Annotated in this window: 20 protein-coding genes; 2 read left to right on the top strand and 18 right to left on the bottom strand. The window is 36.0% G+C overall.

Annotation, left to right across the window (positions count from 1 at the left end):
- Window positions 1-42: 42 nt before the first annotated feature.
- The 3 genes from sdhB to WKT09_RS11975 are packed head-to-tail and all read right to left on the bottom strand — an operon-like array spanning window position 43 to window position 3,215.
- Complete coding sequence (gene sdhB, locus WKT09_RS11985) at window positions 43-807, bottom strand: succinate dehydrogenase iron-sulfur subunit (RefSeq protein ID WP_340416245.1); 765 nt, start codon at window positions 805-807, stop codon at window positions 43-45.
- Window positions 800-2,572: a succinate dehydrogenase flavoprotein subunit gene (sdhA, locus tag WKT09_RS11980; protein WP_340416244.1), complete on the bottom strand. Its 1,773-nt coding sequence runs from the start codon at window positions 2,570-2,572 to the stop codon at window positions 800-802. Before sdhA ends, sdhB begins: the two co-directional genes overlap by 8 nt.
- A gap of 22 nt (window positions 2,573-2,594) precedes the next feature.
- Complete coding sequence (locus tag WKT09_RS11975; protein WP_340416243.1) at window positions 2,595-3,215, bottom strand: succinate dehydrogenase cytochrome b558 subunit; 621 nt, start codon at window positions 3,213-3,215, stop codon at window positions 2,595-2,597.
- A 374-nt stretch (window positions 3,216-3,589) separates the two neighbouring features.
- Here WKT09_RS11975 and WKT09_RS11970 point away from each other — a divergent pair, with 374 nt between their 5' ends.
- A complete protein-coding gene (locus tag WKT09_RS11970) occupies window positions 3,590-4,021 on the top strand; it encodes a DUF2507 domain-containing protein (protein ID WP_340416242.1) in 432 nt (143 codons plus the stop codon).
- A gap of 43 nt (window positions 4,022-4,064) precedes the next feature.
- Here WKT09_RS11970 and uvrC read toward each other — a convergent pair whose 3' ends face one another.
- The 11 genes from uvrC to zapA form a co-directional block, all read right to left on the bottom strand.
- Entirely contained in the window at window positions 4,065-5,843 is a 1,779-nt protein-coding gene (uvrC, locus tag WKT09_RS11965) for an excinuclease ABC subunit UvrC (RefSeq protein WP_340416241.1), read from the bottom strand.
- A 123-nt stretch (window positions 5,844-5,966) separates the two neighbouring features.
- Window positions 5,967-6,281, bottom strand: a complete 315-nt coding sequence (gene trxA, locus WKT09_RS11960; RefSeq protein WP_340416240.1) for a thioredoxin — start codon at window positions 6,279-6,281, stop codon at window positions 5,967-5,969.
- 227 nt (window positions 6,282-6,508) lie between these two features.
- Entirely contained in the window at window positions 6,509-7,477 is a 969-nt protein-coding gene (locus WKT09_RS11955; RefSeq protein ID WP_340416239.1) for an electron transfer flavoprotein subunit alpha/FixB family protein, read from the bottom strand.
- 27 nt (window positions 7,478-7,504) lie between these two features.
- Window positions 7,505-8,278: an electron transfer flavoprotein subunit beta/FixA family protein gene (locus WKT09_RS11950; RefSeq protein WP_340416238.1), complete on the bottom strand. Its 774-nt coding sequence runs from the start codon at window positions 8,276-8,278 to the stop codon at window positions 7,505-7,507.
- A 46-nt stretch (window positions 8,279-8,324) separates the two neighbouring features.
- Entirely contained in the window at window positions 8,325-9,098 is a 774-nt protein-coding gene (locus WKT09_RS11945; protein ID WP_340416237.1) for an enoyl-CoA hydratase, read from the bottom strand.
- 32 nt (window positions 9,099-9,130) lie between these two features.
- Window positions 9,131-9,715 carry a TetR/AcrR family transcriptional regulator gene (locus WKT09_RS11940; protein ID WP_340416247.1) on the bottom strand — a complete coding sequence of 195 codons (585 nt, stop codon included), beginning with the start codon at window positions 9,713-9,715 and terminating at the stop codon, window positions 9,131-9,133.
- A 94-nt stretch (window positions 9,716-9,809) separates the two neighbouring features.
- Window positions 9,810-11,510, bottom strand: coding sequence for a long-chain-fatty-acid--CoA ligase (locus WKT09_RS11935; RefSeq protein ID WP_340416236.1), 1,701 nt, complete (start codon window positions 11,508-11,510; stop codon window positions 9,810-9,812).
- Window positions 11,511-12,030: 520 nt separating this feature from the next.
- Window positions 12,031-14,373 carry an endonuclease MutS2 gene (locus tag WKT09_RS11930; RefSeq protein WP_340416235.1) on the bottom strand — a complete coding sequence of 781 codons (2,343 nt, stop codon included), beginning with the start codon at window positions 14,371-14,373 and terminating at the stop codon, window positions 12,031-12,033.
- A 12-nt stretch (window positions 14,374-14,385) separates the two neighbouring features.
- Complete coding sequence (gene polX / locus WKT09_RS11925; RefSeq protein ID WP_340416246.1) at window positions 14,386-16,104, bottom strand: DNA polymerase/3'-5' exonuclease PolX; 1,719 nt, start codon at window positions 16,102-16,104, stop codon at window positions 14,386-14,388.
- 60 nt (window positions 16,105-16,164) lie between these two features.
- Window positions 16,165-16,710 carry a CvpA family protein gene (locus WKT09_RS11920; protein WP_340416234.1) on the bottom strand — a complete coding sequence of 182 codons (546 nt, stop codon included), beginning with the start codon at window positions 16,708-16,710 and terminating at the stop codon, window positions 16,165-16,167.
- Window positions 16,711-17,016 carry a cell division protein ZapA gene (gene zapA, locus WKT09_RS11915; protein WP_340416233.1) on the bottom strand — a complete coding sequence of 102 codons (306 nt, stop codon included), beginning with the start codon at window positions 17,014-17,016 and terminating at the stop codon, window positions 16,711-16,713.
- A 91-nt stretch (window positions 17,017-17,107) separates the two neighbouring features.
- Here zapA and rnhC point away from each other — a divergent pair, with 91 nt between their 5' ends.
- Window positions 17,108-18,037, top strand: a complete 930-nt coding sequence (gene rnhC / locus WKT09_RS11910; protein WP_340416232.1) for a ribonuclease HIII — start codon at window positions 17,108-17,110, stop codon at window positions 18,035-18,037.
- A 197-nt stretch (window positions 18,038-18,234) separates the two neighbouring features.
- Here the strand turns inward: rnhC and WKT09_RS11905 are convergent, their stop codons facing one another.
- The 4 genes from WKT09_RS11905 to pheS all read right to left on the bottom strand — a co-directional run bounded on the left by WKT09_RS11905 (window position 18,235) and on the right by pheS (window position 25,276).
- Window positions 18,235-20,661, bottom strand: coding sequence for a Lon protease family protein (locus WKT09_RS11905; RefSeq protein WP_340416231.1), 2,427 nt, complete (start codon window positions 20,659-20,661; stop codon window positions 18,235-18,237).
- A 31-nt stretch (window positions 20,662-20,692) separates the two neighbouring features.
- Window positions 20,693-21,184, bottom strand: a complete 492-nt coding sequence (locus WKT09_RS11900) for a methylated-DNA--[protein]-cysteine S-methyltransferase (protein WP_340416230.1) — start codon at window positions 21,182-21,184, stop codon at window positions 20,693-20,695.
- Between the two features lie 545 nt (window positions 21,185-21,729).
- Window positions 21,730-24,156 carry a phenylalanine--tRNA ligase subunit beta gene (pheT, locus tag WKT09_RS11895; protein WP_340416229.1) on the bottom strand — a complete coding sequence of 809 codons (2,427 nt, stop codon included), beginning with the start codon at window positions 24,154-24,156 and terminating at the stop codon, window positions 21,730-21,732.
- An 88-nt stretch (window positions 24,157-24,244) separates the two neighbouring features.
- Window positions 24,245-25,276 carry a phenylalanine--tRNA ligase subunit alpha gene (pheS, locus tag WKT09_RS11890; protein WP_340416228.1) on the bottom strand — a complete coding sequence of 344 codons (1,032 nt, stop codon included), beginning with the start codon at window positions 25,274-25,276 and terminating at the stop codon, window positions 24,245-24,247.
- Window positions 25,277-25,608: the final 332 nt, after the last annotated feature.

Here is a 25,608-nt window from a genome sequence, read left to right as displayed (position 1 = left end):
AAATAAGACTAGAATTCAAAAGAATTCTAGTCTTATAAATAATTAATAAGCGTTGTCGCTTCCGAAGAAGTTTTTAAATGATTGTGCTACTGTCGCACGGTTCATCGCTGCGATAGAAGTTGTTAAAGGAATTCCTTTTGGACATACTTGTACACAGTTTTGTGCATTACCACAGCCGACTAATCCACCTGGTTCCATTAAACCAGCTAAACGGTCACTCTTATTCATATCACCTGTTGGATGAGAGTTGAATAAACGAGCTTGAGAAATAGCTGCTGGACCAATAAAGTCGTTTTTATCATTTACGTTTGGACAAGCTTCTAAACATACTCCACAAGTCATACATTTAGATAATTCATATGCCCATTGACGTTTCTTCTCAGGCATACGTGGTCCTGGTCCTAAATCGTGTGTACCATCGATAGGAATCCAAGCTTTTACTTGTTTTAACGCATCGAACATACGGTTACGGTCGATCACTAAGTCACGAATAACCGGGAATGTGCTCATAGGCGCTAAACGAATTGGTTGTTCTAATTTATCAACTAAAGCAGCACATGATTGTCTTGCTTTCCCGTTAATAACCATCGAACAAGCACCACAAACTTCTTCTAGACAGTTCATTTCCCATTGAACGGGAGTAGTTTTTTCCCCATTAGCATTCACTGGGTTTTTTTGAATTTCCATTAGTCCTGAAATTACGTTCATATTCTTACGGTAAGGAACATGGAACGTTTCTTCATATGGAGCCGAATCAGGGCCGTTTTGTCTCGTTATAATAAACGTTACTGTTTTTTGTTCAGCCATTATTTCTTGCTCCCTTCACTTTTTTTGTGTAGTCACGTTTACGTGGTGGAATTAAAGAAATATCCACATCTTCATATGAAATAACTGGTGACTGAGCTTTCGCATCAAATTCTGCGATAGTAGTTTTTAAGAATTCTTCGTCATTACGATCTGGGAATTCTGGTTTATAGTGTGCACCACGGCTCTCATTACGTTGTAGTGCTCCTAAAGTAATAACACGAGCTAAGTGAATCATATTTTTTAACTGACGTGTAAACATAACCGCTTGGTTACTCCAAGTAGACGTATCACCAATGTCAATGTTTTCCCAACGTTCAAGTAATTCAACAAGTTTTTCATCTGTTTTCTTTAGACGTTCGTTGTCTCTTACTACCGTTACGTTATCTGTCATCCATTGACCAAGTTCTTGGTGTAATTGGTACGCATTTTCTGTACCTTTCATATTTAACAATGCATCGAATTTCTCTTGTTCTTCTTTTTCATATTTCTCGAATAAAGAAGCAGGTAAATCTTCTGCATGTTTATCTAATCCTTCGATATATTCAATTGCTTTAGGACCTGCAACCATTCCACCAAAAATAGCAGATAATAATGAGTTAGCACCTAAACGGTTTGCACCGTGCTGTGAGTAATCACACTCACCCGCAGCAAAAATACCAGGGATATTTGTCATTTGATCATAGTCAACCCACATTCCACCCATTGAATAGTGAACTGCTGGGAAGATTTTCATAGGTACTTTACGTGGATCTTCTCCAACGAACTTCTCATAAATTTCGATAATTCCACCTAATTTAATATCAAGTTCTTTTGGATCCTTATGAGAAAGGTCAAGATAAACCATGTTCTCACCGTTAATACCTAATTTTTGGTTTACACAGACATCAAAGATTTCACGAGTAGCAATGTCTCTAGGAACTAAGTTTCCATATGCAGGGTATTTCTCCTCTAAGAAGTACCAAGGTTCTCCATCTTTATATGTCCAAACTCGTCCACCTTCTCCACGAGCAGATTCACTCATAAGACGTAGTTTATCGTCTCCAGGAATTGCTGTTGGGTGAATTTGGATGAATTCACCGTTTGCATATTTTACACCTTGTTGATATAAAATACTTGCAGCAGAACCGGTATTAATGACAGAGTTCGTCGATTTACCGAAAATAATTCCAGGACCACCAGTTGCCATAATAGTAGCATCTGAACGGAATGATTTAATTTCATGTGATTTAATATTTTGAGCGACGATTCCACGGCCAACTCCGGCTTCATCAATAACAGCGCCTAAGAATTCCCATCCCTCATATTTTGTCACAAGTCCTTCAACTTCAAAGCGACGAACTTGCTCATCTAAAGCATATAATAATTGCTGACCTGTAGTTGCTCCTGCGAATGCTGTACGGTGGTGTTGTGTTCCCCCGAAACGACGGAAGTCTAATAATCCTTCCGGTGTACGGTTAAACATAACTCCCATACGGTCTAACATATGAATGATACTTGGAGCAGCATCACACATTGCTTGTACTGGTGGTTGGTTCGCTAAGAAGTCTCCACCATACACTGTATCATCAAAGTGAATTGCTGGTGAGTCCCCTTCACCTTTTGTGTTTACCGCACCATTAATCCCACCTTGGGCACATACAGAGTGAGAGCGTTTAACAGGTACAATTGAAAATAAATCTACGTGAACGCCTGCTTCAGCAGCTTTAATAGTGGCCATTAAACCAGCTAATCCGCCACCTACTATTGCGACTTTACGATTACTCATTGTTCATACTCCCTCCTCTATCTTATACACCTAAACCAAATTGAATAATAGTTCTAATTCCAATATAGCTAACTACAAAGAATACTACGACAGTTACATATGTAACGATTTTTTGTGAACGTGGAGATTGTGCAATTCCCCAAGAAACACAGAAACCCCATAGCCCGTTAGCTAAGTGGAATACAACTGCGATAATTGAAATAATGTAGAACCAGAAGAAGAATGGATTTGTTAAAATATCTTCCATCATTTGATAGTTTACTTCTGCTCCCGAGATTGCTACTTGCAGCCTTGTCTGCCAAACATGCCATGCAATAAAGATAAGTGTAATAATACCTGTAACACGTTGTAATAAGAATAGCCAGTTACGGAAAAATCCGTATCTTTTCGTATTGTTTTTAGCAACGAATACGATATAAACTCCTAAGATAGCATGGAATAAGATTGGCAAGTAAATGACGAAAGTCTCAAGTGCTAATACGAACGGTAAAGACCCCATAAAATTAGCTGCTTTGTTGAAACTTTCTTCCCCATATACTGCGAAGTGGTTAATAATCAAGTGTTGTACAACAAATAGTCCAATTGGAACAACACCTAATAGTGAATGCAATCTTCGGTAGTTATATTGACGACGATCCACCATGTGTTACTCCCTCCTTAAATTTTTTTATATTAAAATTAAAATTGCACAACAAATTAAGAACCGCTTGTTAATTTTTACACAAAATTGTCATGTAAAATTAGGAAACATATAACAAGAAGTCTTCTTTATTGTACTTCTTACGTGAAAAAGCGTCAAGAAATAGACAATTTTAATTTTAATAATATGATACAAATATATGTATAATAATTTAAAAGATAATTAAAAATACGTCTCTAAACGAGGAAACAAAAAAATGTAAATTTTTTATAAAATCTCTGTTTCTAGTTTAGATTATATTTTACTATCTCTAACACTATATTTTACATAAAATTATGCTATAATACAAGGAGTAATAAGCGTAGAGGATGACGTACATGGATAAGGAACAATTAAAATTACATACGATAGATCAACTATCATCTGAAACAATTGGCTTTGACATTTTAAAATATGTATGCTTACCAAATATGCTAGGAACGGAGAAGGATGCAATTCTATACTTTTCAGGTAGAGACTTAGCTCGTAACATAGAAATAACATCATTAGACGACCTAATATATTTATTTGATAAGTTTCGATGGGGAAAATTGGAATTGGTGAAACAAAAAAAACACGAACTTATTTTTCATTTAATGTCGGATGATATCGTTCATCGATTACGTTCACCACTCGATGTTGATTTCCGAATGGAAGCAGGATTCATCGCCGAAATGGTCCAACGTTTACACGGAAGGCATTGTGAAGCTGCAGAAGAGGTAAACAAAAGATTATATCGTGTACAATTTCAAGTCGTTTTTACGGATTAATAAAAGCATTCCGAAGTGTCATCTAAACACTTTCGGAATGCTTTTATGCTTCTGTATTCAAATGTGCTAAAATCGTTTCTGCTGTTTGAGTTGGAATACCTAGAGAAGTAAGTTGTTTTAATGATGCTTCTTTAATTTCCGTGATGGATTTGAAATGAGTCAATAGCGTTTTCTTTCTCTTCGGACCGACACCGGGTATTTCATCTAATACGGATTGTACCATGCCTTTTCCACGCAATTGTCGATGAAATGTAATGGCAAAACGATGTACTTCATCTTGGATTCTTTGCACTAAATAAAATTCATTTGATCGACGTTCTAACGGTACTATTTCAGGTGGGTCTCCAAACAACAATTCACCTGTTTTATGCTTTTCATCTTTTACGAGTCCACAAACAGGAATCGATAATGATAATTCATTTTCTAATACATCTTTCGCCGCACTCATTTGCCCTTTTCCACCATCTACGATTATTAAATCAGGTAAAGGTAAATTTTCTTTTAACACACGTATATACCGCCTACGAATTACCTCTCGCATCGTATCAAAATCATCTGGTCCGTCAACAGACCGGACTTTATATTTACGGTATTCATTCTTATTTGCCTTTCCATCGATGAAAACGACCATCGCTGAGACAGGATCTGCTCCTTGAATATTGGAGTTATCAAATGCTTCAATACGTCTAGGGGATTCAATATTCAATAAATCGCCTAAACGTTCGACAGATTTAATTGTTCGTTCTTCATCTAGCTCGATTAAGCTAAAACGTTCATCCAGCGCAATTTTTGCATTTTTCCCTGCTAGTTCTACTAAATCTTTCTTTTTCCCTCGAAATGGGGTGTATGTCTCCACTTCTAATAATTGTTGAATCATTTCTGCATCTGTTCCGATTGGTAATAAAATTTGTTTTGGCAATAAATTTTTCTTATGCAAATAAAATTGACCAATAAAACTTATAAATGCTTCATCTGCTTCATTGTAAAACGGAAAAATAGAAACATCACGTTCTAGTAATTTCCCTTGCCGGACGAAAAATACTTGCACACACATCCAGCCTTTATTATAACTATAATTGAATAAATCTATATTAATGTTTTCATTTAATGCTACTTGTTGTTGTTCCATCACTGCTTCAATATGAGTTATTTGATCACGTAATTCTTGTGCCCGTTCAAAGTGCAATTGTTCACTTGCTTCAAACATTTTTGTTTCGATTTGTTTCTTGATCTCTTTATAGCCACCATGTAAAAATCGTGTAATTTCCTTTGTTATGTTGTCATAAAATTGTTTGGAAGGTGCTTCTTTCGCGCATGCACGACATTGATCTAAATGATAATATAAGCAATATTTTCCTGGAGGATTGGAACATTTACGTAGTGGATATAATCGGTCTAACAGTTTTTTTGTTTCTCTTGCGGCAATGACATTCGTATAAGGACCAAAATATTTCCCACCATCTTTTTTCACTTGTCTCGTAATTAGTAATTGTGGATGACGCTCATTCGTAATTTTTAAATATGGGTAACTTTTATCATCTTTTAACATCACATTATATTTCGGATCATACTTTTTGATTAAGTTCATTTCCAAAATTAATGCATCGATTTCTGTTGATGTAACAATATATTCAAAGTCAACAATATCCATCACAAGTCTTTGCGTTTTTTCGTCATTTGCTCCAATAAAATAAGAACGAACTCGATTTCGTAATGCTTTTGATTTTCCAACATAAATGACTGTGCCATGTTTGTCTTTCATTAAATAGCAACCTGGTTTTAATGGAAGAACTTTTAATTTTTCTCTTACCTTCGCATTCATGCAGTAACTCCCCCTAAAAAACAAGCGGATAAAAACGAAACACGAACGAAAATAGTATGCTATTTCCATCCGTGTTTCCATCTAATTGTTCTTGTTTTATCCTTATAAAAACTACTCATATGCTTATGCGTGTTTATTTACTAATTCAGCTAAAGCTTCTTTCGGTTGGAAACCTACAACTTGATCTACAACATTCCCATTTTTCATTAGTAAAAGTGTTGGGATACTCATAACACCATATTTTCCAGCTGTTTCTTGGTTATCATCAACGTTTAATTTAGCAATTTTTACTTTATCCCCAAGTTCTCCATCTAATTCTTCTAATACTGGTGCAATCATTTTACAAGGTCCACACCATGGAGCCCAAAAATCCACTAAAACTAAACCTTCTGCCGTTTCTTGTGTAAAATTCTGATCTGTTACGTCTACAATTGCCATTATTAATTCCTCCATTTCAATCTTGAATCAACCTTCTTAAATTATAACACCGTTAGTTTTCCCTTGCTAGTAGTTTGCTTATACATTTTATTTGTCCCATTCCGTTTTCCATTGATATATAAGCGTTTAAAATGCATACAAAAGTCTATCACCACTACTCAAAATGTAAGTATGACTAAAAAACTTAGGTAACGATTATTCGCTACCTAAGTTTTTGTACACTTCTATTATCCTAACGCTTTAATTTCTTCGATTAATTTCGGCACGACTTCAAATAAGTCTCCTACAATTCCGTAATCTGCCACATTGAAAATATTCGCTTCAGGATCTTTGTTGATTGCTACAATTACTTTCGAGTTCGACATACCTGCTAAATGTTGGATTGCTCCTGAAATTCCGACAGCAATATAAAGGTCTGGTGTAATGACTTTACCAGTTTGTCCAATTTGTAAAGAATAGTCACAGTATTCTGCGTCACATGCTCCACGTGATGCACCTACTGCTCCACCTAAAAGATCTGCCAGTTCGTATAAAGGTTCGAACCCTTCTTCACTTTTCACGCCACGTCCACCAGCAATAACGACGCTTGCTTCAGACATGTCCACACCTTCTGCTTTTTTACGGATAACTTCTTTTACGATTGTACGTAAGTCTTTTACGTCTACATCTTTCGCTGAAACATCTCCTGAACGTCCTTCATCTTTTTCAAGGGCAGGGATGTTGTTCGGACGAATTGTCGCAAAAACAATTCCATCTTTAATTTTCTTCTCTTCAAATGCTTTACCTGAATAGATTGGACGTGTAAATATTACATCATCCCCATCTACTTTTATATCAATTGCATCTGAAATTAATCCGATTTCTAAACGACCCGCAATTTTTGGTGTGATATCTTTCCCTATTGCTGTATGTCCCATTAATACAGCATCAGGAGATTCTTCGTCCATCACTTCTAAAATGACTTGTCCGTAACCTTCAGATGTATAGTTTTCTAAATTATCATGTGACACTGTAATAACACGGTCAGCACCATGATGAATCAATGCATTTGCTTCTGATTCTTGTACATCTTTTCCTAATAATAAGCCGACAACTTCTGCACCTTCTTCTATTTTACGCGCTGCCGCAATCGCTTCAAAACTTACATTACGTAATACTCCATCTACCGATTCACCAATTACTAAAATTTTTCCCATTGTATACGTCTCCTCTCTATCGTCCGATTAAAGTACTTTTGCTTCGTTTCTTAATAATGATACAAGCTCTTTTACTTGATCATCGATTTCACCTTCTAAAATTCTTCCAGCTTCTTTTTCAGGTGGTAAGAAAATATTCACTGTTTCTGTTTTTGCTTCTACGTCATCTTCATCTAAATCAAGATCATCAATTTCTAATTCTTCTAATGGTTTCTTTTTCGCTTTCATAATTCCTGGTAATGATGGGTAACGTGGTTCGTTTAAACCTTGTTGACACGTCACTAATACTGGTAAAGAAACTTCGATTTTCTCTAAGTCTCCTTCCACATCCTTTTCAATGTTCGCTTTGCCATCTTCAATATCTAATCCAACAATTGTTGTGACATAAGGAATATCTAGTTTTTCAGCTAGACGGGGACCAACTTGTCCACTCGCTTCGTCGATTGCAACGTTTCCAGCCAAAATTAAATCTACTTCTTTATCCTCGAAAAACGCTTCCAAAATTTTCGCTGTTGTAAATTGGTCGCCTTCTTCTAAATCGTCATCTGTATCAATTAAAACAGCTTTGTCAGCACCCATTGCAAGTGCAGTACGTAACTGTTTTTCAGAGTCCTCATCCCCAATTGTAACAACGGTTACTTCCCCACCGTGTGCATCACGTTGTACAATTGCCTCTTCCACTGCATACTCATCGTATGGGTTAATAATAAATTCTGCACTATCATCTTCAATTTGTCCGTTTGATACGACAATTTTATCCTCTGTATCAAATGTTCTCTTTAATAATACGTAAATATTCATTTCTTTTTCCTCCCTATCAAACATTTAAATTATATTCATCATTTCTTTACTTGTCTGAAAAATTTGGTTGACGTTTTTCAAGAAATGCTTGAATGCCTTCTTTTGCATCTTCGTTTCCAAAAAGTGAAGCAAATGCTTTTGCTTCTTCCTTCGCACCTGCATCTGTGTCATGTAAAGCACTATATGATACAAGTTCCATCACCGCATTGATCGTAGGTTTACTCTTTGCGACAATTTTTTTGGCTAACTTTTGCGTAAATGGTAGAAGATCTTCTTCTTTTACGACATGATTGACTAATCCAAATTGGTATGCATCTTTACTTGAAATCGGTTCTGATGTAAGTATCATTTCATAAGCCTTCGGTTGACCGACTAACTTTGGCAATCTTTGTGTACCAGCAAACCCAGGTATAATCCCTAATGTCAATTCGGGTAAACCTAATTTGGTTTCCTCTGTAACAATTCGCATATGACAACTTAGTGCAAGTTCTAACCCTCCACCAAGCGCTGCACCATGTATGGCAGCGATTACAGGAATGTGAAACTTTTCGATACGATCAAAAACAATTTGCCCTTTTCTTGAAACCGTTTCATAACTTGACGCTTCTTGAAGGGATGTAAATTCTTTTATATCAGCTCCTGCTGAAAAAAATCGGCCTTCCCCTTTTAAAATAACCGCCTTTACCGTTTCATCTTGTTCAATTTCCGTTAATTTTGCATCAATCTGTTGAATTAACGTAGATGATAATGCATTGGCAGGTGGGCTATCAATCGTTAATGTCGCAATATGATCTTCAACATGTAAATAGAGATTCGTCACAATATTCCTCCTATTTGTTTAAAGTTTTATAATTATTTGAAAAAACCTTGTGTTAAGAGTGCGTGTATTTCCTCTACCTGATCTACTAGTTGATATCGTTGAGATTTCATGACCCAAGTTGTTACGGATTCATCTAACGTACCAAAAATCATTTGACGAATTAGCTGTGGATGAAACTTTTTATCGATTTCACCAGTCTCTAAGCCAAATTCGATGACAGAATCGATAACATCTAAGTATGATTTCAACACTTTATTAATTTCATGTCGTAATTCCGATTTTGACTGCCTTAATTCTAGCTGTGTAACAATTGCTAAATAAGGGGATTCAGATAATTGGCTATAATGCATTTCAATTAATTTTAAAAGTTTATCATTCGCTGTCTGTTCATCATCAATGGCTCTTTTCGTCTCATCGATAAACGTTCCCATTTTTTCTCTGAAAACTGAGATTAAAATATCTTCTTTATTTTTAAAGTATAAATAAATAGTACCATCCGCTACTTTTGCTTTTTTAGCAATTTTCGATACTTGAGACGCATGATAACCATTTTCAGCGATTACTTCAACAGCTGCCTCAATAATTTGTTTATATTTAGGTTTATCTTTCACAGAAATCCCCTCACTTTCCTTATACTGAAAAGGTTACAAACTATGAATGATTAGTCATTCACTTATTATTTTATTAAATGAAAACGCTGTTGTCAATTTTCTACTTTACATTTTCCGGTTTTTTAATTTGTTCTGCGACAGATTCTTCAATTAATTGTCGTTTCAATACTTTTCCGACCATTGTTTTCGGTAATTCTTCACGAAATTCATAAATACGTGGCACTTTATATGCTGCTAAATTTTTTCGGCAATAACGATTTAATTGGTCTTTATCCAATGTTTGTCCTTTTTTCGGGACAATGACAGCTTTTACTGTTTCCCCACGGTAATCATCTGGAACTCCAATGACTGCTGCTTCTTGAATGCCATGATGTTCAAATAATACTTCTTCTACTTCACGTGGATATATATTAAATCCACCAGCTATAATCATATCATTTTTTCGATCAACAATATAAAAATAACCACTTTCATCCATATATCCCATATCACCCGTTAGTAACCAACCGTCTTTTAATGTTTCTTCTGTTTCTTTTGGATTGTTCCAGTACCCTTTCATCACTTGTGGACCTTTTATTGCTAGTTCACCAACTTCTCCTACTGGAACTTCATTTAAAGTACCTTCTTCTACAATCATTGCATCTGTATCAGGCCAAGGCACCCCAATACTACCATTCACACGTTTATCCCAAATAAAGTTAGCATGTGTCACAGGAGAACTTTCGGTTAAACCATATCCTTCTACTAAGTTTCCACCTGTAATTTTTTCAAATTGCTGTTGAACTTCCACAGGTAATGCTGCTGAACCACTAATACATGCTTCAATAGAAGATAAATCATATTTATTAATATCAGGATGATTTAATAATCCAATATAAATTGTTGGTGCGCCAGGGAATAGGGTTGGTTTTAATTTTTCAATCGTTTTTAACACTTCTGTTGCATCAAATTTCGGTAATATAATCATTTCAGAACCAAACATAATGGATAAGTTCATGATTGTCGTCATTCCATATACGTGGAAGAAAGGTAAAACAGCTAATACTTTTTCATTCGCATGGTCTAGGCGATACATCCAATTTGCACACATTTGAACGTTCGCCACTAAATTCATATGACTTAACATAACACCCTTTGGATAACCCGTCGTTCCCCCCGTATACTGAAGTAATGCTAAATCTTCATATGGGTCTACATCGACTTCTTTATACGCTTCACTACCGTTGGAAATAATTGATTTCCATACATGTGTATCCTCCGTTTCCTCTACCTTTACGACTAAATTATATTGACGTTTTTGAATAAATGGATAGACGAGATTTTTTGGGAACGGCAAGTAATCAGCAATTTTTGCCACAATGACATGTTTAAGATTTGTCTTTTCCCTAACATTCGATACTCTTGGAACTAAAATGTCTAAACAAACGATAAATGTTGCGCCAGAGTCATTCAATTGGTACTCTAACTCTCTTTCCGTGTATAACGGATTTACTTGAACGACCGTTCCACCTGCAAGCAACGAACCAAAGTAAGCGATTACAGTTTGCGGCGAGTTTGGCAACATAATTGCAACTCGGTCCCCTTTTTTCAATCCTTTGCTCTGTAAAAAGTTCGCCATTTTTTTCACTTCTGATGTTAACTCTGAAAATGTCATCTGTTTCCCCATAAAATGAATTGCATTTTTTGATGGATATTTTTCAGTGGATTCAAGTAAAAAACTATACAGCGGCTTTTCGTCATACGAAATAGAACTTTTTATTTGTGATGGATAATGTTCTAACCATGGTTTTGTTTTCTCCATTGTACATCCCCCTCATGTTCTTATTCCTCTGCCTATGTCCTCTAGTTGTGGTTTCATTTCAAATGTAAACACTTACATTTTTCTGATAGAAAAAGTATCAATATCTTGTTTATCATTTTTAATTGATAAACAAATATGCTGCACCTACCAAGATAAAAACAATTGCTACTGCAATTAAAATTTTTGCTAATTTATCAAGTACCATCTGATTCTTCTCCTATCATTCAAACTCTTATTAATGGAGTTTCTCAAAGTTTATCATAAAATGAACCGTAATTCAATCGAATAATGAATGATTATTCAATAATTTGTCGAAATTTGTTGCCTTAACGATTAGTTTCAGAAAAACACGTGACTAAATGCTCAACAATTGATCCGTCACTCGTCTTCCTTTTCCCATTACTCCTTTTTCACTTCGATATCCCATGTTACAGTGAATATTGGCCACTAAACGTGGCCAATTTTAACAAAGTAGAGGAATTTTTCTTCCTTGTTTGTAACTTTTCCTATGACCTGACGATTATTCCAATTCCAAAATCGTTACGCCACTTCCACCTTCACTCGCACTACCAATACGACTAGATTTAATTTGACGATGTGATTGAATGAATTGTTCTACCCCTTTTCTTAGAGCACCCGTTCCTTTACCATGAATAATTGTAACACGTGGATAGTTTTGTAATAAAGCATCATCTACATATTTTTCTAATCTTGCCATCGCATCTTCATATCTTTCTCCACGTAAATCTAATTCAGGTTTAACGGAAGCACCAGATGTCACAACGCGTGTAATCGGTCTTACATCTTCTTGTTTTTCCTTTTCACGTTTTTTTACAAATTGTAAATCTTTACGTTTTGCGTTCATTTTCATCATACCAATTTGAATCGTAAAATGATTATCATCTTTCTTATCTACTATTTCACCAGTTTGTTGTAAGGTGCGATGTTTAATTTCATCACCTATCTCTAATATAACATCCTCTTTTTCTTCTACTTTTTTCTTCTGTACAAGGGTTGGTTTTGCTTCTTCCAGCATTTTACGTGCTTCGATCCACTCATGTTCTTTAAACATTGTTTGATCTCGCATTTGTTTTACTTCATCGACAATTATTTGTGCTTCATCTCTTGCTTGTTGTAATGCTTTATCTGCTTTTTCCTCTGCTTTTTTGTATAAACGGTCTCTTTCCTTTTGAAATGTATCCCATTCGCTTTTTAATTCTTTATGAATCATTTCAGCCGCTTCGACTATTGTATGTGCTTTGTCTAACTCTTTTTCTGCCGCAACTCGTGCATCATCAAGTGCTGAAATCATGTTTTCCACACTTTCAGAATCCACACCGATAAATGATTTTGCATGATCGATAATAGAAGATGGTAAACCTAATCTAGTAGAGATTTCAAATGCATTGCTTCGCCCAGGAACACCCATTAATAAACGATAGGTTGGACGCAATGTTTCCACATCGAATTCAACAGATGCATTCATCACTTGTTCCCTATTATATCCATATGCTTTTAACTCTGGATAATGTGTCGTTGCTACAACTCGCGCTTGACGACTTATGACATCATCCAAAATTGCCATCGCCAATGCCGCTCCTTCTTGTGGGTCTGTTCCTGCACCTAACTCATCAAATAAGACGAGTGATGTTTCATCCACTTCTTCCATAATGGAGACGATATTGGTCATATGGGAAGAAAATGTACTTAAATTTTGCTCAATCGATTGTTCGTCCCCAATATCTGCATAAATTTTAGGGAAAACAGCTAATTGACAACCATCTAATGCTGGAACTTGTAGTCCTGCTTGTGCCATTAAAGTACATAAACCGATTAATTTTAATGTAACTGTTTTACCACCAGTATTTGGTCCTGTTATTACAATTGCATGATAATCATGGCCAATAGAAATATCGTTTGCTACCACTTGATCCGCTGGAATTAATGGATGTCTTGCACGTTTCATATTTATATAGCCATCTTCATTTAACGTCGGTTTCACTGCTTTCATCTCCACCGCAAGATGTGCACGCGCAAAAATATAATCTACCTCAGCTAATAGACGAATATTTAATAGTATATCTTCCACATGTTCTGCGATAATTGCCGTCAATTTTTGCAAAATAATTTCTATTTCTTGTCGTTCTTTTACTACTTGATGTTGTAATTCATTGTTCAGTTCAATAATGGCTCGTGGCTCCATGAACAATGTTTGTCCTGAAGAGGATTCATCATGGACAATCCCACCAATTGCACCACGATACTCATGTTTTACTGGTAACACATAACGGTTATTCCGAATCGTCACGATTGTATCAGATAACATGTTACTTTTCGTTTTTGTAATATGTTGTAGTCGTTCACGAATTCGTGATTCTAATGAGCGGATGGAATGACGGATCCCTTTTAAAGTGGGGGAAGCATCATCTAACATGTCACCACGATCATCTACTTTTGCTTTCACTTCTTTTTCGACATGGTGCAAGGAAATAATCTGCTCTACAATTGCTTGTAATAATGGCAAATTCTCCTCCTCTAACGATTCAAAAAACTTCTTTACATGTCGACCTGTATAAATCACTTGTGCGATGTGTAAGCACTCTTCCGCACTTAAAGTACTGCCAATTTGTGCACGTTTTAATGCAGCCGTCACATCTTCCATATGCGAAAATGGGACACGTTTATTTAAACGTAACACTGTTAATGCTTCGTCTGTTTCTTCTTGTAAATGTTGGACATCCGCTAGTGTCGTTTTCGGTGTCGTCTGTTCCGCAAGTTTTCGTCCGCCAGTAGTTTCTGCCTTCTGTTGTAATAACTGGATAATTTTATGAAATTCTAGAACTTTCCATGTCCGTTCATTCATTGTAACCTTCTCCTATTTATTTCGATTTAAAAATGTTTGTAATCGTGTTTTATCCCACGTATTGATCACTGTATCATTCGTCAGCCATGCTTTTCTTCCCATTTTAACTCCATAGTCCATATGATAAAATGTGCCCGTTTTATGGGCATCTGTATTAATTGCGATAGATACTCCAGCGTCTTGTGCTTGTCGTAAGTATTCCGTACTTAAATCAAAACGCATCGGGTTCGCATTTAGTTCTAATACGGTGTTCGTTGTTTTTGCTTTTTCAATTAATTGCTCCATTACGACACGATATCCATCTCGCCGTCCAATAATTCTTCCTGTTGGGTGCGCCACAATATCAACATAAGGGTTTTCTAATGCGGTATATAAACGTTGCATGATTTCTTCTTCCGTCTGATCAAAGCTCGAATGAATTGCGGCAATAACTACATCCATTTCTTGTAAAAATTCATCCGAAAAATCGAGCGTTCCATTCGGTAAAATGTCCATCTCGACACCCGCGAAAATGTGAATATCATCATATTTCTCATTTAATAACGCAATTTCTTCTCGTTGCTTTCGTAATCTCGTTTCATTTAATCCGTTTGCTACACGCAAAAATTTCGAATGGTCTGTAATTGCGATATATTCATATCCATAAGTTCGAGCTTTCTCTACCATCTCCTCCACAGATTCCGCTCCATCACTCCATGTCGTATGCATATGCAAATCACCACGGATTTTTTTGCGTTCTAATAAATCTGTATTTTCGATGATTTTTTCTACTTCTGTTCCATTTTCACGTAATTCTGGTGCAATAAATGGAAGATTAAAATGCTCAAAAAATTGTTCCTCTGTTTCAAACTGAATCGTTTCCCCGGTTGCTTCTACATCTACACCGTATTCATTTATTTTTTCACCACGTGCCTTTGCAAGTTGACGCATTTTGACATTATGGTCTTTAGATCCTGTAAAATGATGCAATGTCGTCGCATATTCTGCTTCATCCACCATCCTAAAATCTACATTCACATCGTACTCTTCTTCTAATGTTACAGACACTTTCGTATCCCCATTCGCAATTACCGCTTTTACATGATCCATTTCCACTAACTTTTTACGAACGGTCTCTCTTTTTTTCGTCGTTAAAATGAAATCAATATCTTTCATCGTTTCTCCTAAACGTCGTAAACTACCTGCCAAACTAAAACGGTCAATTTCTTCCATCGACTCCAAATAATTTTCGATTTTCTTAGCGATTTCTAACATCATATAAACTGGTAAACGTTCTGGTCTTGATGATTGTTGTTCTAAAGCTTCGAGGATATTGGTAATGGTTTTTTTCCCGAATCCACGTATTTGTTCGATACTCCCATCTTTACATGCTTGCTGTAACGATGCTTTATCTGTAATTTGTAATTCTTTATACAAAGTTGCAAGTCTTTTGCCACCTAAACCGGGTAATTTTAATAATGGGATCAATCCTGCTGGTATTTCTGCTTTTAACTCTTCTAGTACAGCACATTCTCCTGTTTCCATAAACTCAACAATCAACTCATTCGTTCCTTTTCCAATGCCTGGAATCTTACTAAAATCATCTATTTCAACAAGGGACCGTACGTCACGTTCTAATGCTTGCGCTGCTTTTCGATAAGCTGAAATACGGAAAGGGTTTTCTCCTTTTAACTCTAAATATAATGCAATTTCTTCTAGTAATTGAATAATATCTTTTTTGTTCATATTTATTCCCTCCGACATTTAAAAAGACTGACCCATGAGTTCATGCACATGTAATCAGTCTTTACATTACTTCTTCAAAATATCAATAAACCATAACGACTCAATATAATTTGACAAGAACGGTGTATGTTCAATCATTAATTTCGCCACCGTAGAACTTTCTAGATGGGATTGAATAAACTCCATCGGGATGAGTGCAGCAATAAATAACATTATAAATAAAATAACATACACTTCAACAAACCCTAATACCGCTCCGAACAGTCCGTTAAATGTGCGGATAAATGGTAATCTCGCAATAAAATCAAGCATGGACGTTATAATTTGTAAAAGTATTTTCGTTGCAAAAAATAAAATGGCAAACGCAATCGCATTGTAAAACGCGCTTTCTAATGGCATCGTCTGTAAAAATACAGCTAATAATGTATCATTATTGATTTCTGGATACGGAATCCATAATGCTAAATGTTCTGCGATTTTTTTATAGAAAATGGTCGCAACAATAAAAGCAATTATAAACCCGATTAAGTGCATTAATTGTAAAACAAAACCTCTTCTAAGCCCCATAAAGAAGCCAAATATTAGTAATAAAATAATTATTAAAGAAACCATTTATTCTTCCTCTTCTATTAGTGTAATTAATTCTTCATGTTCTTCTTTTAATTTAATATATTCATTCATTGTATTTAGTGCCGTTAATACCGCCAGTTTTGTTGAATCTAAATGTTTGTTTGTAGATCGAATATCTCTCATTTTTTGATCGACCAATGATGCAACTAATTCAACATGTTCTTTTGATTCGGGGCCGACAATCGTATACGTTCTTTTATTTATTTCAACCGATACACGGTTTTTCTTTTTTTCCTCTGACACGACTCGAATTCCTCCTGCCAAGCAAATCCCTTTTTTTATATACATTCATATTTTATTTATAAAGTGTTACAATTAATTTTAACATGAAAAAGTATATTAAGGAAACGGTATACATATTAAAGGTAGGTTACAATATATGGGACAAATTTCGACAACTTTGAGCGATGAAATGGTACAAAAAATGCAATATTTTTATGAAGGACAAATGGAACAAGCACCACAAGGGGCGATTTTTCGTGCTCGGACAAATAATGCGGTCATTACAGCATACCGATCTGGGAAAGTGTTGTTCCAAGGCGCTAATGCAGAGGAAGAAGCTTCTATTTGGACGACATTCCAAAGAGAAACAACACAAAAACACACACCGAAAACAGAGGGACATCCGTACACCCCTAAGCAGGACTTTTTCCAAAAAAGCCATATCGGATCAGATGAATCTGGAACAGGTGATTATTTCGGTCCTGTGACAGCGGCAGCCGTTTATGTCCCTGATACACTCATTCCCGTCCTAAAAGAAATGGGCATTCAAGATTCCAAGGCGATAAAAGATGATACGATTGAAAAATTGGCACATGAATTAATGGATATACAAATACACTATTCCCTTATGACGATAGCAAATGATAAATATAACCAATTACAGCGACAAGGTTGGTCCCAAGGTAAAATGAAGGCCATGATCCATCACGGAGTTATTACGAGTTTACTTCAAAAAATAGGTACAACATCTTATGAAGGCATTTTAATTGACCAATTTTGTATGCCGCACATATATAAACGTCATATCGAAAGTGAAGGAAACGCCCTCTTACCTCACACGTATTTTATGACGAAAGCAGAAAATGCATCGATTGCCGTTGCTGCTGGATCTGTTTTAGCGAGGTATCGCTATGTAAAAGAGATGGAGCGGTTATCTGAACTAGTAGGATTCCCTTTACAAAAAGGGGCATCTAAAAAAGTGGACCAACAAATTGCCAAGATTATACATGAACATGGGAACGCCTATTTAGAAAATATCGCAAAAGTCCATTTTGCAAACACAAAGAAAGCGGAGCAATATTTGTAATCTATTACGTGATAAAATTCGAGTATGGACATATAGAGATATGTGTACATACTCGAATTTTTGTTGTGATCATTAGGAACATTTGCCACCAATTTCGCTCGACATACCGTATCGTTTATGACTTTGTATAGATACATGTTCGTTCCTTGTCCTACTTGCACTGTTAACATAAACGTTCCTCTTCTAATTCTGTATCCCTATTTGGAGTTTGTTTCTTCTTTGGCGGCTTTGGCGTATGTTTTCAACTTCGCCATTACTTTTCCGTATATACAGTCCGTACTAAAGCTACCATCTTCTTCATATGCTACTGCTGTTTCACCCGTTAAAATTTCCATCCCTTGTTCAATTGTCTCTGCCGCATAAATATGGAATGTTCCTTCCGCTACTGCCTCAACAACTTCTTCCCGGAGCATCAAATGTGTCACGTTTTGATGTGGAATAAGAACTCCTTGTTCACCAGTGAGGCCTCGTTTTTGACATGTTTCAAAAAATCCTTCTATCTTTTCGTTTACCCCGCCGATTGGTTGTATTTCTCCTTTCTGATTGACCGAACCAGTTACAGCGATTCCTTGCTTGATTGGTACCTCACTTAAGCTGGATAAGATGGCATACAACTCTGTACTTGATGCACTATCTCCATCCACACCACCGTAATTTTGCTCAAATGTAATATGTGCTGTTAAAGCTAATGGATAGGTTTGGGCAAACTTTTCCCCTAAATACCCACTTAAAATGTACACACCTTTATTATGTACATTGCCACTAAGCTCACTTTCTCTTTCAATATTCACAATGCCTTTTCGACCAAGAAATGTCGTCGCTGTAATACGTGATGGTTTCCCAAAACTATATTGTCCAACATTATATACTGCTAGCCCGTTCACTTGTCCAACTTTTTCACCAGTCGTATCAATTAAAATAACTCCCTCATCAATTGACTGTTGTACTTTTTCTTCATATAAACTATTTCGATATTCCCGTTCTCGAATCGCCTTTCGAATATGCTCATTTGTAATAAGGTCATCGTCTGCAAGTCTAGCCCAAGTATCCGCTTCATACATTATTTCGACTTGGTCATTAAATCTCGTCGATAATTTTTGTTGATGCCCCGCTAAACGACTACTATATTCTACCAATCTTGCAACAGCAGAACGATGGAATGGAAGTAAATGATGTCGTTTACAATGAGTATGAATAAAGCTCGCTAATTTGGTCATATTCTCCAAGTTCGCATCCATTTCCACATCAAAATCCGCCTTCACTTTAAACAACTTACGAAAATCTTCATCATGTGTATACAATAATTGATATAATTCACGATTTCCAATCAGAATTACTTTTATATCTAATGGAATTGGTGATGGATTTAACGTTGTCGTCGATACAAGGCCAGCTTGTTCATTAATATGTTCTATTTGTATTTGTTCTGTTAATAATGTACGTTTTAATGCTTCCCATGCATATGGTTTCATTAAAATATCTTTTACTTGGATAATTACATAACCACCGTTTGCTTCATGTAAGTAGCCCTTTTTTATTTTAGTAAAATTGGTGCTCATCACACCCATTTGACTTTCATATTCTACTTTACCGAGCAAATGATAAAAAGTGGGGTTATCTGCCATGACGATTGGTGCGCCTTTTGTATCACGATTATCAACGAGTAAATTTACCGCATACCTCATTTTAATATCTTCGCTTGGTCTTTTCGAAAATAATCTTAATAGACTATTATTTTCTTCTTCTGATGGTTCTGTTTCTAAAAAACTAGCACGATGTTTTAAAATATCTTGCAATACTTCCTCTAAATATTGTAGTACATTTTCACATGTCTCATACGTTTGCTTTAACTCATCCATATGATATCCAACAGCTGTTAAAACAACCTTTTCATCGATAACTTCCAATGTTTGTCTAGCATCTTTTTCAATTTGACGTAGTTTTTTCGTGTAATCGATGACTTTATCTTGCAGTTCGGTTGATTTTCTTTCCATTTCTTGCATTGTTTCCTCATCTAATGCAGCATAAGCCTCTTCTGTCATCGGCTTTCCATTCTCTGTCGGAATGGTCAATAACCCTGATCCTGATTGACGGATAACGAAGCCATATTGTTTTGCCTCTTCATTTATTTCTTGAATAACTGCCGTTGTTTTTTCCTTAAAATCTCGAAAAATAGCGGCTCTTTCTCGTTGATAGGTTTCTTCGCTGAATGCACGAGGAATATCGACTTTCAAATTATCAATCAACTGTTCCATATCTTCTTTTAAGGCGTTTCCCATTCCAACTGGTAATTGTAACGCTTTTGGTTTATATGGATCTTCAAAATTATTGACATAACACCAATCAAATAATGTTACTTCTTTTTTCGCTACTTCTTCCACAACTGAATTTGTAAATGTCATTTTCCCTGTTCCAGGAATACCTGCAACATAAATATTATATCCCGGTTTATTCACTTGAAGACCGAATTGCATTACTTCTGTCCCACGCTTTTGTCCAATAATACTTGTTAATACAGGTACTTCCTCTGTCGTCTCAAATTCAAAAATCTTTTCATCAATTGTCTTTCTTAAAACATCTGTCGATAATAAAGCATTCTGTAAAACATGATCATTATTTTTCATCTTCATCACCTTTTATCTTTATTAGGATGTATTATTTATAACGTAATTCCAAAGAAAGCAACATTTCTTTCATATCCAGGCCACTACTATATCCACCTAATTTGCCATTTTTTTGTACGACACGATGACAAGGAATGACAATAGATATAGGATTTTTTCCGTTTGCCCCACCAACTGCTCGTACAGCTTTTTCATGATGAATTTGTTTTGCGATATCATAATAAGAAACCGTTTCCCCATATGGAATGGTTTGTAACGCATTCCATACTTGCATTTGAAAATTCGTTCCTTCCAAATCAAGTGGCATATCAAATGTTTTCCGTTTTCCATGAAAGTATTGTTCTAGTTGTTTTTCATAAGGTGCTAGAAAGGCTGCATCTTTCCTAAGCAAATCATGTGGATGGTTCGTTTTTATTTTTTCGAAAGAACGTTTAATGTATTTTAATCCCTTTTCTGTTGCCGCGATATACAAAGTGATACCATTAAAAGTTCGTTCATTGTAGTATATTACCTTTTTTGTCACCCTTCACACTCCTTTTATGTAAAATTACCAAAAAACACTTAAAGACTACTTACTATTATTTTAGCCTTTAAGTGCTGTTATTTCCATTGTCTATTCCTTACTTTGTGGTTTCCGCTTCTCTTTTCTTATTCTCTTTCTTTTTTTTCCTGCTTCTGTAGATGGCTGTGATATCGTTTTTCAGTCTTCGTTACGCTCTACTTCGTATCTCTATCCGTATATTTCCACTGTGTGGAGCTAATAAGAATAGTGGGAATACGTCACTTCGGAAATGTACTCCGCTTTCCGCGTGCGGCTGCTAAGCCAAGTTCAGGCTTTGCCTTCCCTTGTCTTATCTAGGCCTTTTTTCACGCAGGAGTCTACGTACATTTCCTACGTTTCATATGGCTGTTTACATGCTAGTTACCTCTTCCTTTGTAGCTTAAGCTGCAAGGGAGAAAGAAAAACTAAACGGTTTTAGCCCTATTGAATTCAGAACTAAAACCGCTTAATTAATTTTTTATTATTTCCACTAACACAAAGGGTTCATAATATTAATCATATTTATATTATGAGCGAATTGTCGCTTCGAATTGCTCGCTCATTGTCGTGACAATGTTTTCAAATGAAGCTTCTACCTCTTCATCTGTTAATGTTTTTTCATGGTCTTCATAATGGATATTAAATGCAATGGATTTTTCATCCTCTGCAACATTTTCACCTGTATAAACATCGAATGCTTCCACTTTTTTCACTAACGGGCCACCAGCCTTCACGATGGCCGCCTCCATATCGCCAGCATGTACATCTCTTTTTACAACAAATGCAACATCACGTAAAATCGACGGATATTTCGGCACAGTCGTATAAACGAGTTCGCCACGATCTTTAGCTAATATATAATCAAGGTTTAAATCAAACACATACGTTTCTTTTAAATCTTTTTCTTTCGCAATTTTCGGGTGTACTTGACCTATAAAACCAATCGTTTCACCATCAGCTTTCACGATGGCACAGCGACCTGGATGCATCCCTTCTACTTTTGCTTGTTCATAGGTGACATCGATCGAAACATAATGGAATAAACCTTCCACAATCCCTTTCACAACATAGAAGTCTACTTGCTTTAATTCTTGTTGCCATTTATGTTCATGCCATTTCCCAGTAATTGCACCAGCTACACGAAGTGCTTCTGTCGGCTGTTTAGTAATTTCCGCTTCTTCTGATAAGAAAATGGAACCTACTTCATATAAAGCAACATTTGCTTGTTTTCGTGCGACATTATATGTGAGACGGTTTAGTAATTCTGGTAATAGACTTATACGTAAATATTGATGATCTTCACTCATCGGCATAGATAATGGAATTGGCACTAAATTACTAGATAATTCAGGGCTCGTTAAAATTTCTGTCGCTTTTTTATCGACTAATGAATACGTCATTGCTTCATATAAACCGACACTTTGTAAATATTTTTTAATATTACGTTTTAGTAATTGCTTTGTAGTTAATCCACCTGGTTTAGATGCATTCGCAGGTAATGTAAATGGTAAATGGTCATATCCATAAATACGTGCTACCTCTTCTAACATATCTTCAAATAATGTAATATCTCCACGACGTGTTGGAATCGTGACAACAAAATTCGTACCATCTACCTTATAGTCAAAACGTAATTTACGTAAAATATCTTTCATTTCTTCGATTGAAATATTTGTGCCAAGACGACGATTCACTTCATCTGCATTCATGTCAATGGTTGCTTCTTCGATTGTTAGTTCATTAAACTCTGCGACATCATCGACAAGTTTTCCGTTTGCATATTGTACGAGCAATTCACATGCACGAAGACCTGCTTCACGTACTCGTGCAGGATCAACGCCTTTTTCAAAACGTGTACTTGCATCACTTCGTAAACCAGTTTCATGGACAGCTTTGCGTACGGTTAGGGCATCAAAATATGCCGCTTCAATTAGGACGTTTTTCGTGTCCTTATTTACTTCTGTATTCGCTCCACCCATGACACCTGCCATCGCAATGCCTTTTTCTCCATTCGTAATGAGCAAGTTTTCGTTCGTTAAGGTACGTGTTTGATCATCCAATGTGACGATTTGTTCTCCATCCTTTGCACGGCGAACGACAATTTCTTTAGAGCCTAATAAATCATAATCGAATGCATGTAATGGCTGACCATATTCCATTAAGACGTAGTTCGTAATATCAACAACATTATTAATCGGACGAATTCCCGCCGCAAGAAGTGCATGTTGCATCCATAATGGGGATGGGGCAATTTCTACATCTCTGACGATAAATGCACCATAATATGGACAAAGATCTGGGTCTTCAGATGAGACGGAAATATAATCTGCTACATTTTCTTCGGTCGTTGCCACTTCCGGATTCGGTACGTTTACTTCCTCATCTAAAATTGCTGCCACTTCATATGCGACACCAATCATACTTAAAGCATCTGCGCGATTCGGCGTTAAATCAAATTCTAAAATCGCATCATCTAAGTTTAATAACGCATCTACAGGTTCTCCCACTACCGTATCTTCCGGTAATACAACGATCCCTTCTGCATATTGTTCCGGAATAAAACGGTCTCCAACAGATAGTTCCTTTAAAGAACAAATCATCCCATTTGATTCAATACCACGTAATTTCACTTTTTTAATTTTGAAATTCCCTGGTAAAACTGCTCCTGGCTTTGCAACGACTACTTTTTGTCCTTGCGCTACATTTGGTGCCCCACAAATAATTTGTAACGTTTCCTCGCCTACGTCTACTTGGCATAAACGTAATTTATCTGCATCAGGATGTTGTTCACATTCTTTTACATACCCGACAACGACATTTTCACTTTTTTCATTAATGACATATTCAATACCGTCCACTTCAATCCCGGATTTCGTAATTTTTTCTGCTAATTGTTCTGCAGTCTGTTCCCCGGTATTCACATATTTATTTAACCAATTAATTGATACTAACAAGGTAGTCCCTCCTAAATAGCTTGTATATCATTCTACTTCCGTTGTGCCTTTTATTTTAATACGCAATCATATTTCATACATGATTATCTTATGCTTCATGAAATTGTTGTAAAAATCGTACATCATTTGTATAGAAACGACGAATATCATCGACACCATATTTTAGCATCGCAATACGATCTGGTCCCATTCCGAATGCAAAACCTGTATATACTTTCGGATCATATCCAGCCATTTCTAATACTTTAGGATGGACCATTCCAGCACCTAAAATTTCAATCCAACCTGTCTTTTTACAGACGGAACAACCTTCTCCACTACAAACTTTACAAGAAATATCCATTTCAACAGACGGTTCTGTAAACGGGAAGAAGCTTGGACGTAATCGAATTTTTCGGTCTGCACCGAACATTTTTTTCGCAAATAAATCTAATGTTCCTTTTAAATCACTCATACGTACGTTTTTGTCTACATATAATCCTTCGATTTGTGTAAATTGATGGGAGTGTGTTGCATCATCACTATCCCTGCGGTACACTTTTCCAGGACAAATCATGCGAATTGGCTCGCCATCTAACGCATTCATCGTACGTGCTTGTACGGGAGATGTATGTGTACGTAATAATAATTCATTCGTAATATAAAATGTATCTTGCATATCACGTGCTGGGTGCCCTTTTGGTAAGTTTAAAGCTTCAAAATTGTAATAATCTGTTTCAACTTCTGGTCCTTCTTTTACTTCATAACCTAAACCGATGAAATGGTCTTCAATTTCCTCGATAATAGATTGTAAAATATGTGTTCCACCAACACGAACCGGACGGCCTGGTAATGTAACATCAATTTTTTCCGCTTCTAATTGAATTTCTAATTCCTTCCATTCAATTGCTTCTTTTTTCTCTTTTAAGTTCGTTTGAATGGATTCGCGAACTTTGTTAGCCATTTCCCCAATGACCGGACGTTCTTCAGGTGATAATTTTCCCATGCCTCGTAGTACACCTGTAATCGAACCTTTTTTCCCTAAATACGTTACTTGTACATCTTGTAAATCTTTTAATGTTTCGATTTGTGCAATTCGTTCTAATGCTTCTTTTTCAATTGCTTGTAATTGTTCTTTCATGTCTGCATCCTCCTTCTAAAAATAAACATAAAAAAACCTCGTTCCTAATAAAAGGGACGAGGTTATATTTCGCGGTACCACCCTTGTTGATACATACAAATGTATCCAACTCTGTTTTGATAATGGACGAATAATGTCCAGAAACACGATTAAGTGTCAGCTCTCTGAGTGAATCATAACGATGGATCCATTAAAATGCTTCCAGTCTAAGGCATTTTTTCCCTTGAAATGTTCGTTTATTCGTTACTTTGCTCCGTCATTGCTTTTTCCATATGAAACTACACATAAGTATACTAATAGCAACATTTTTATGCAACTATTTTCTAATATGA

Origin of the sequence: Pseudogracilibacillus sp. ICA-222130, assembly GCF_037892545.1 — a bacterium.
Taxonomy (GTDB): domain Bacteria; phylum Bacillota; class Bacilli; order Bacillales; family Amphibacillaceae; genus Pseudogracilibacillus.
The sequence above is the reverse complement of the archived record's forward strand: the minus strand, read 5'-3'. Positions and strand labels throughout refer to the sequence as shown.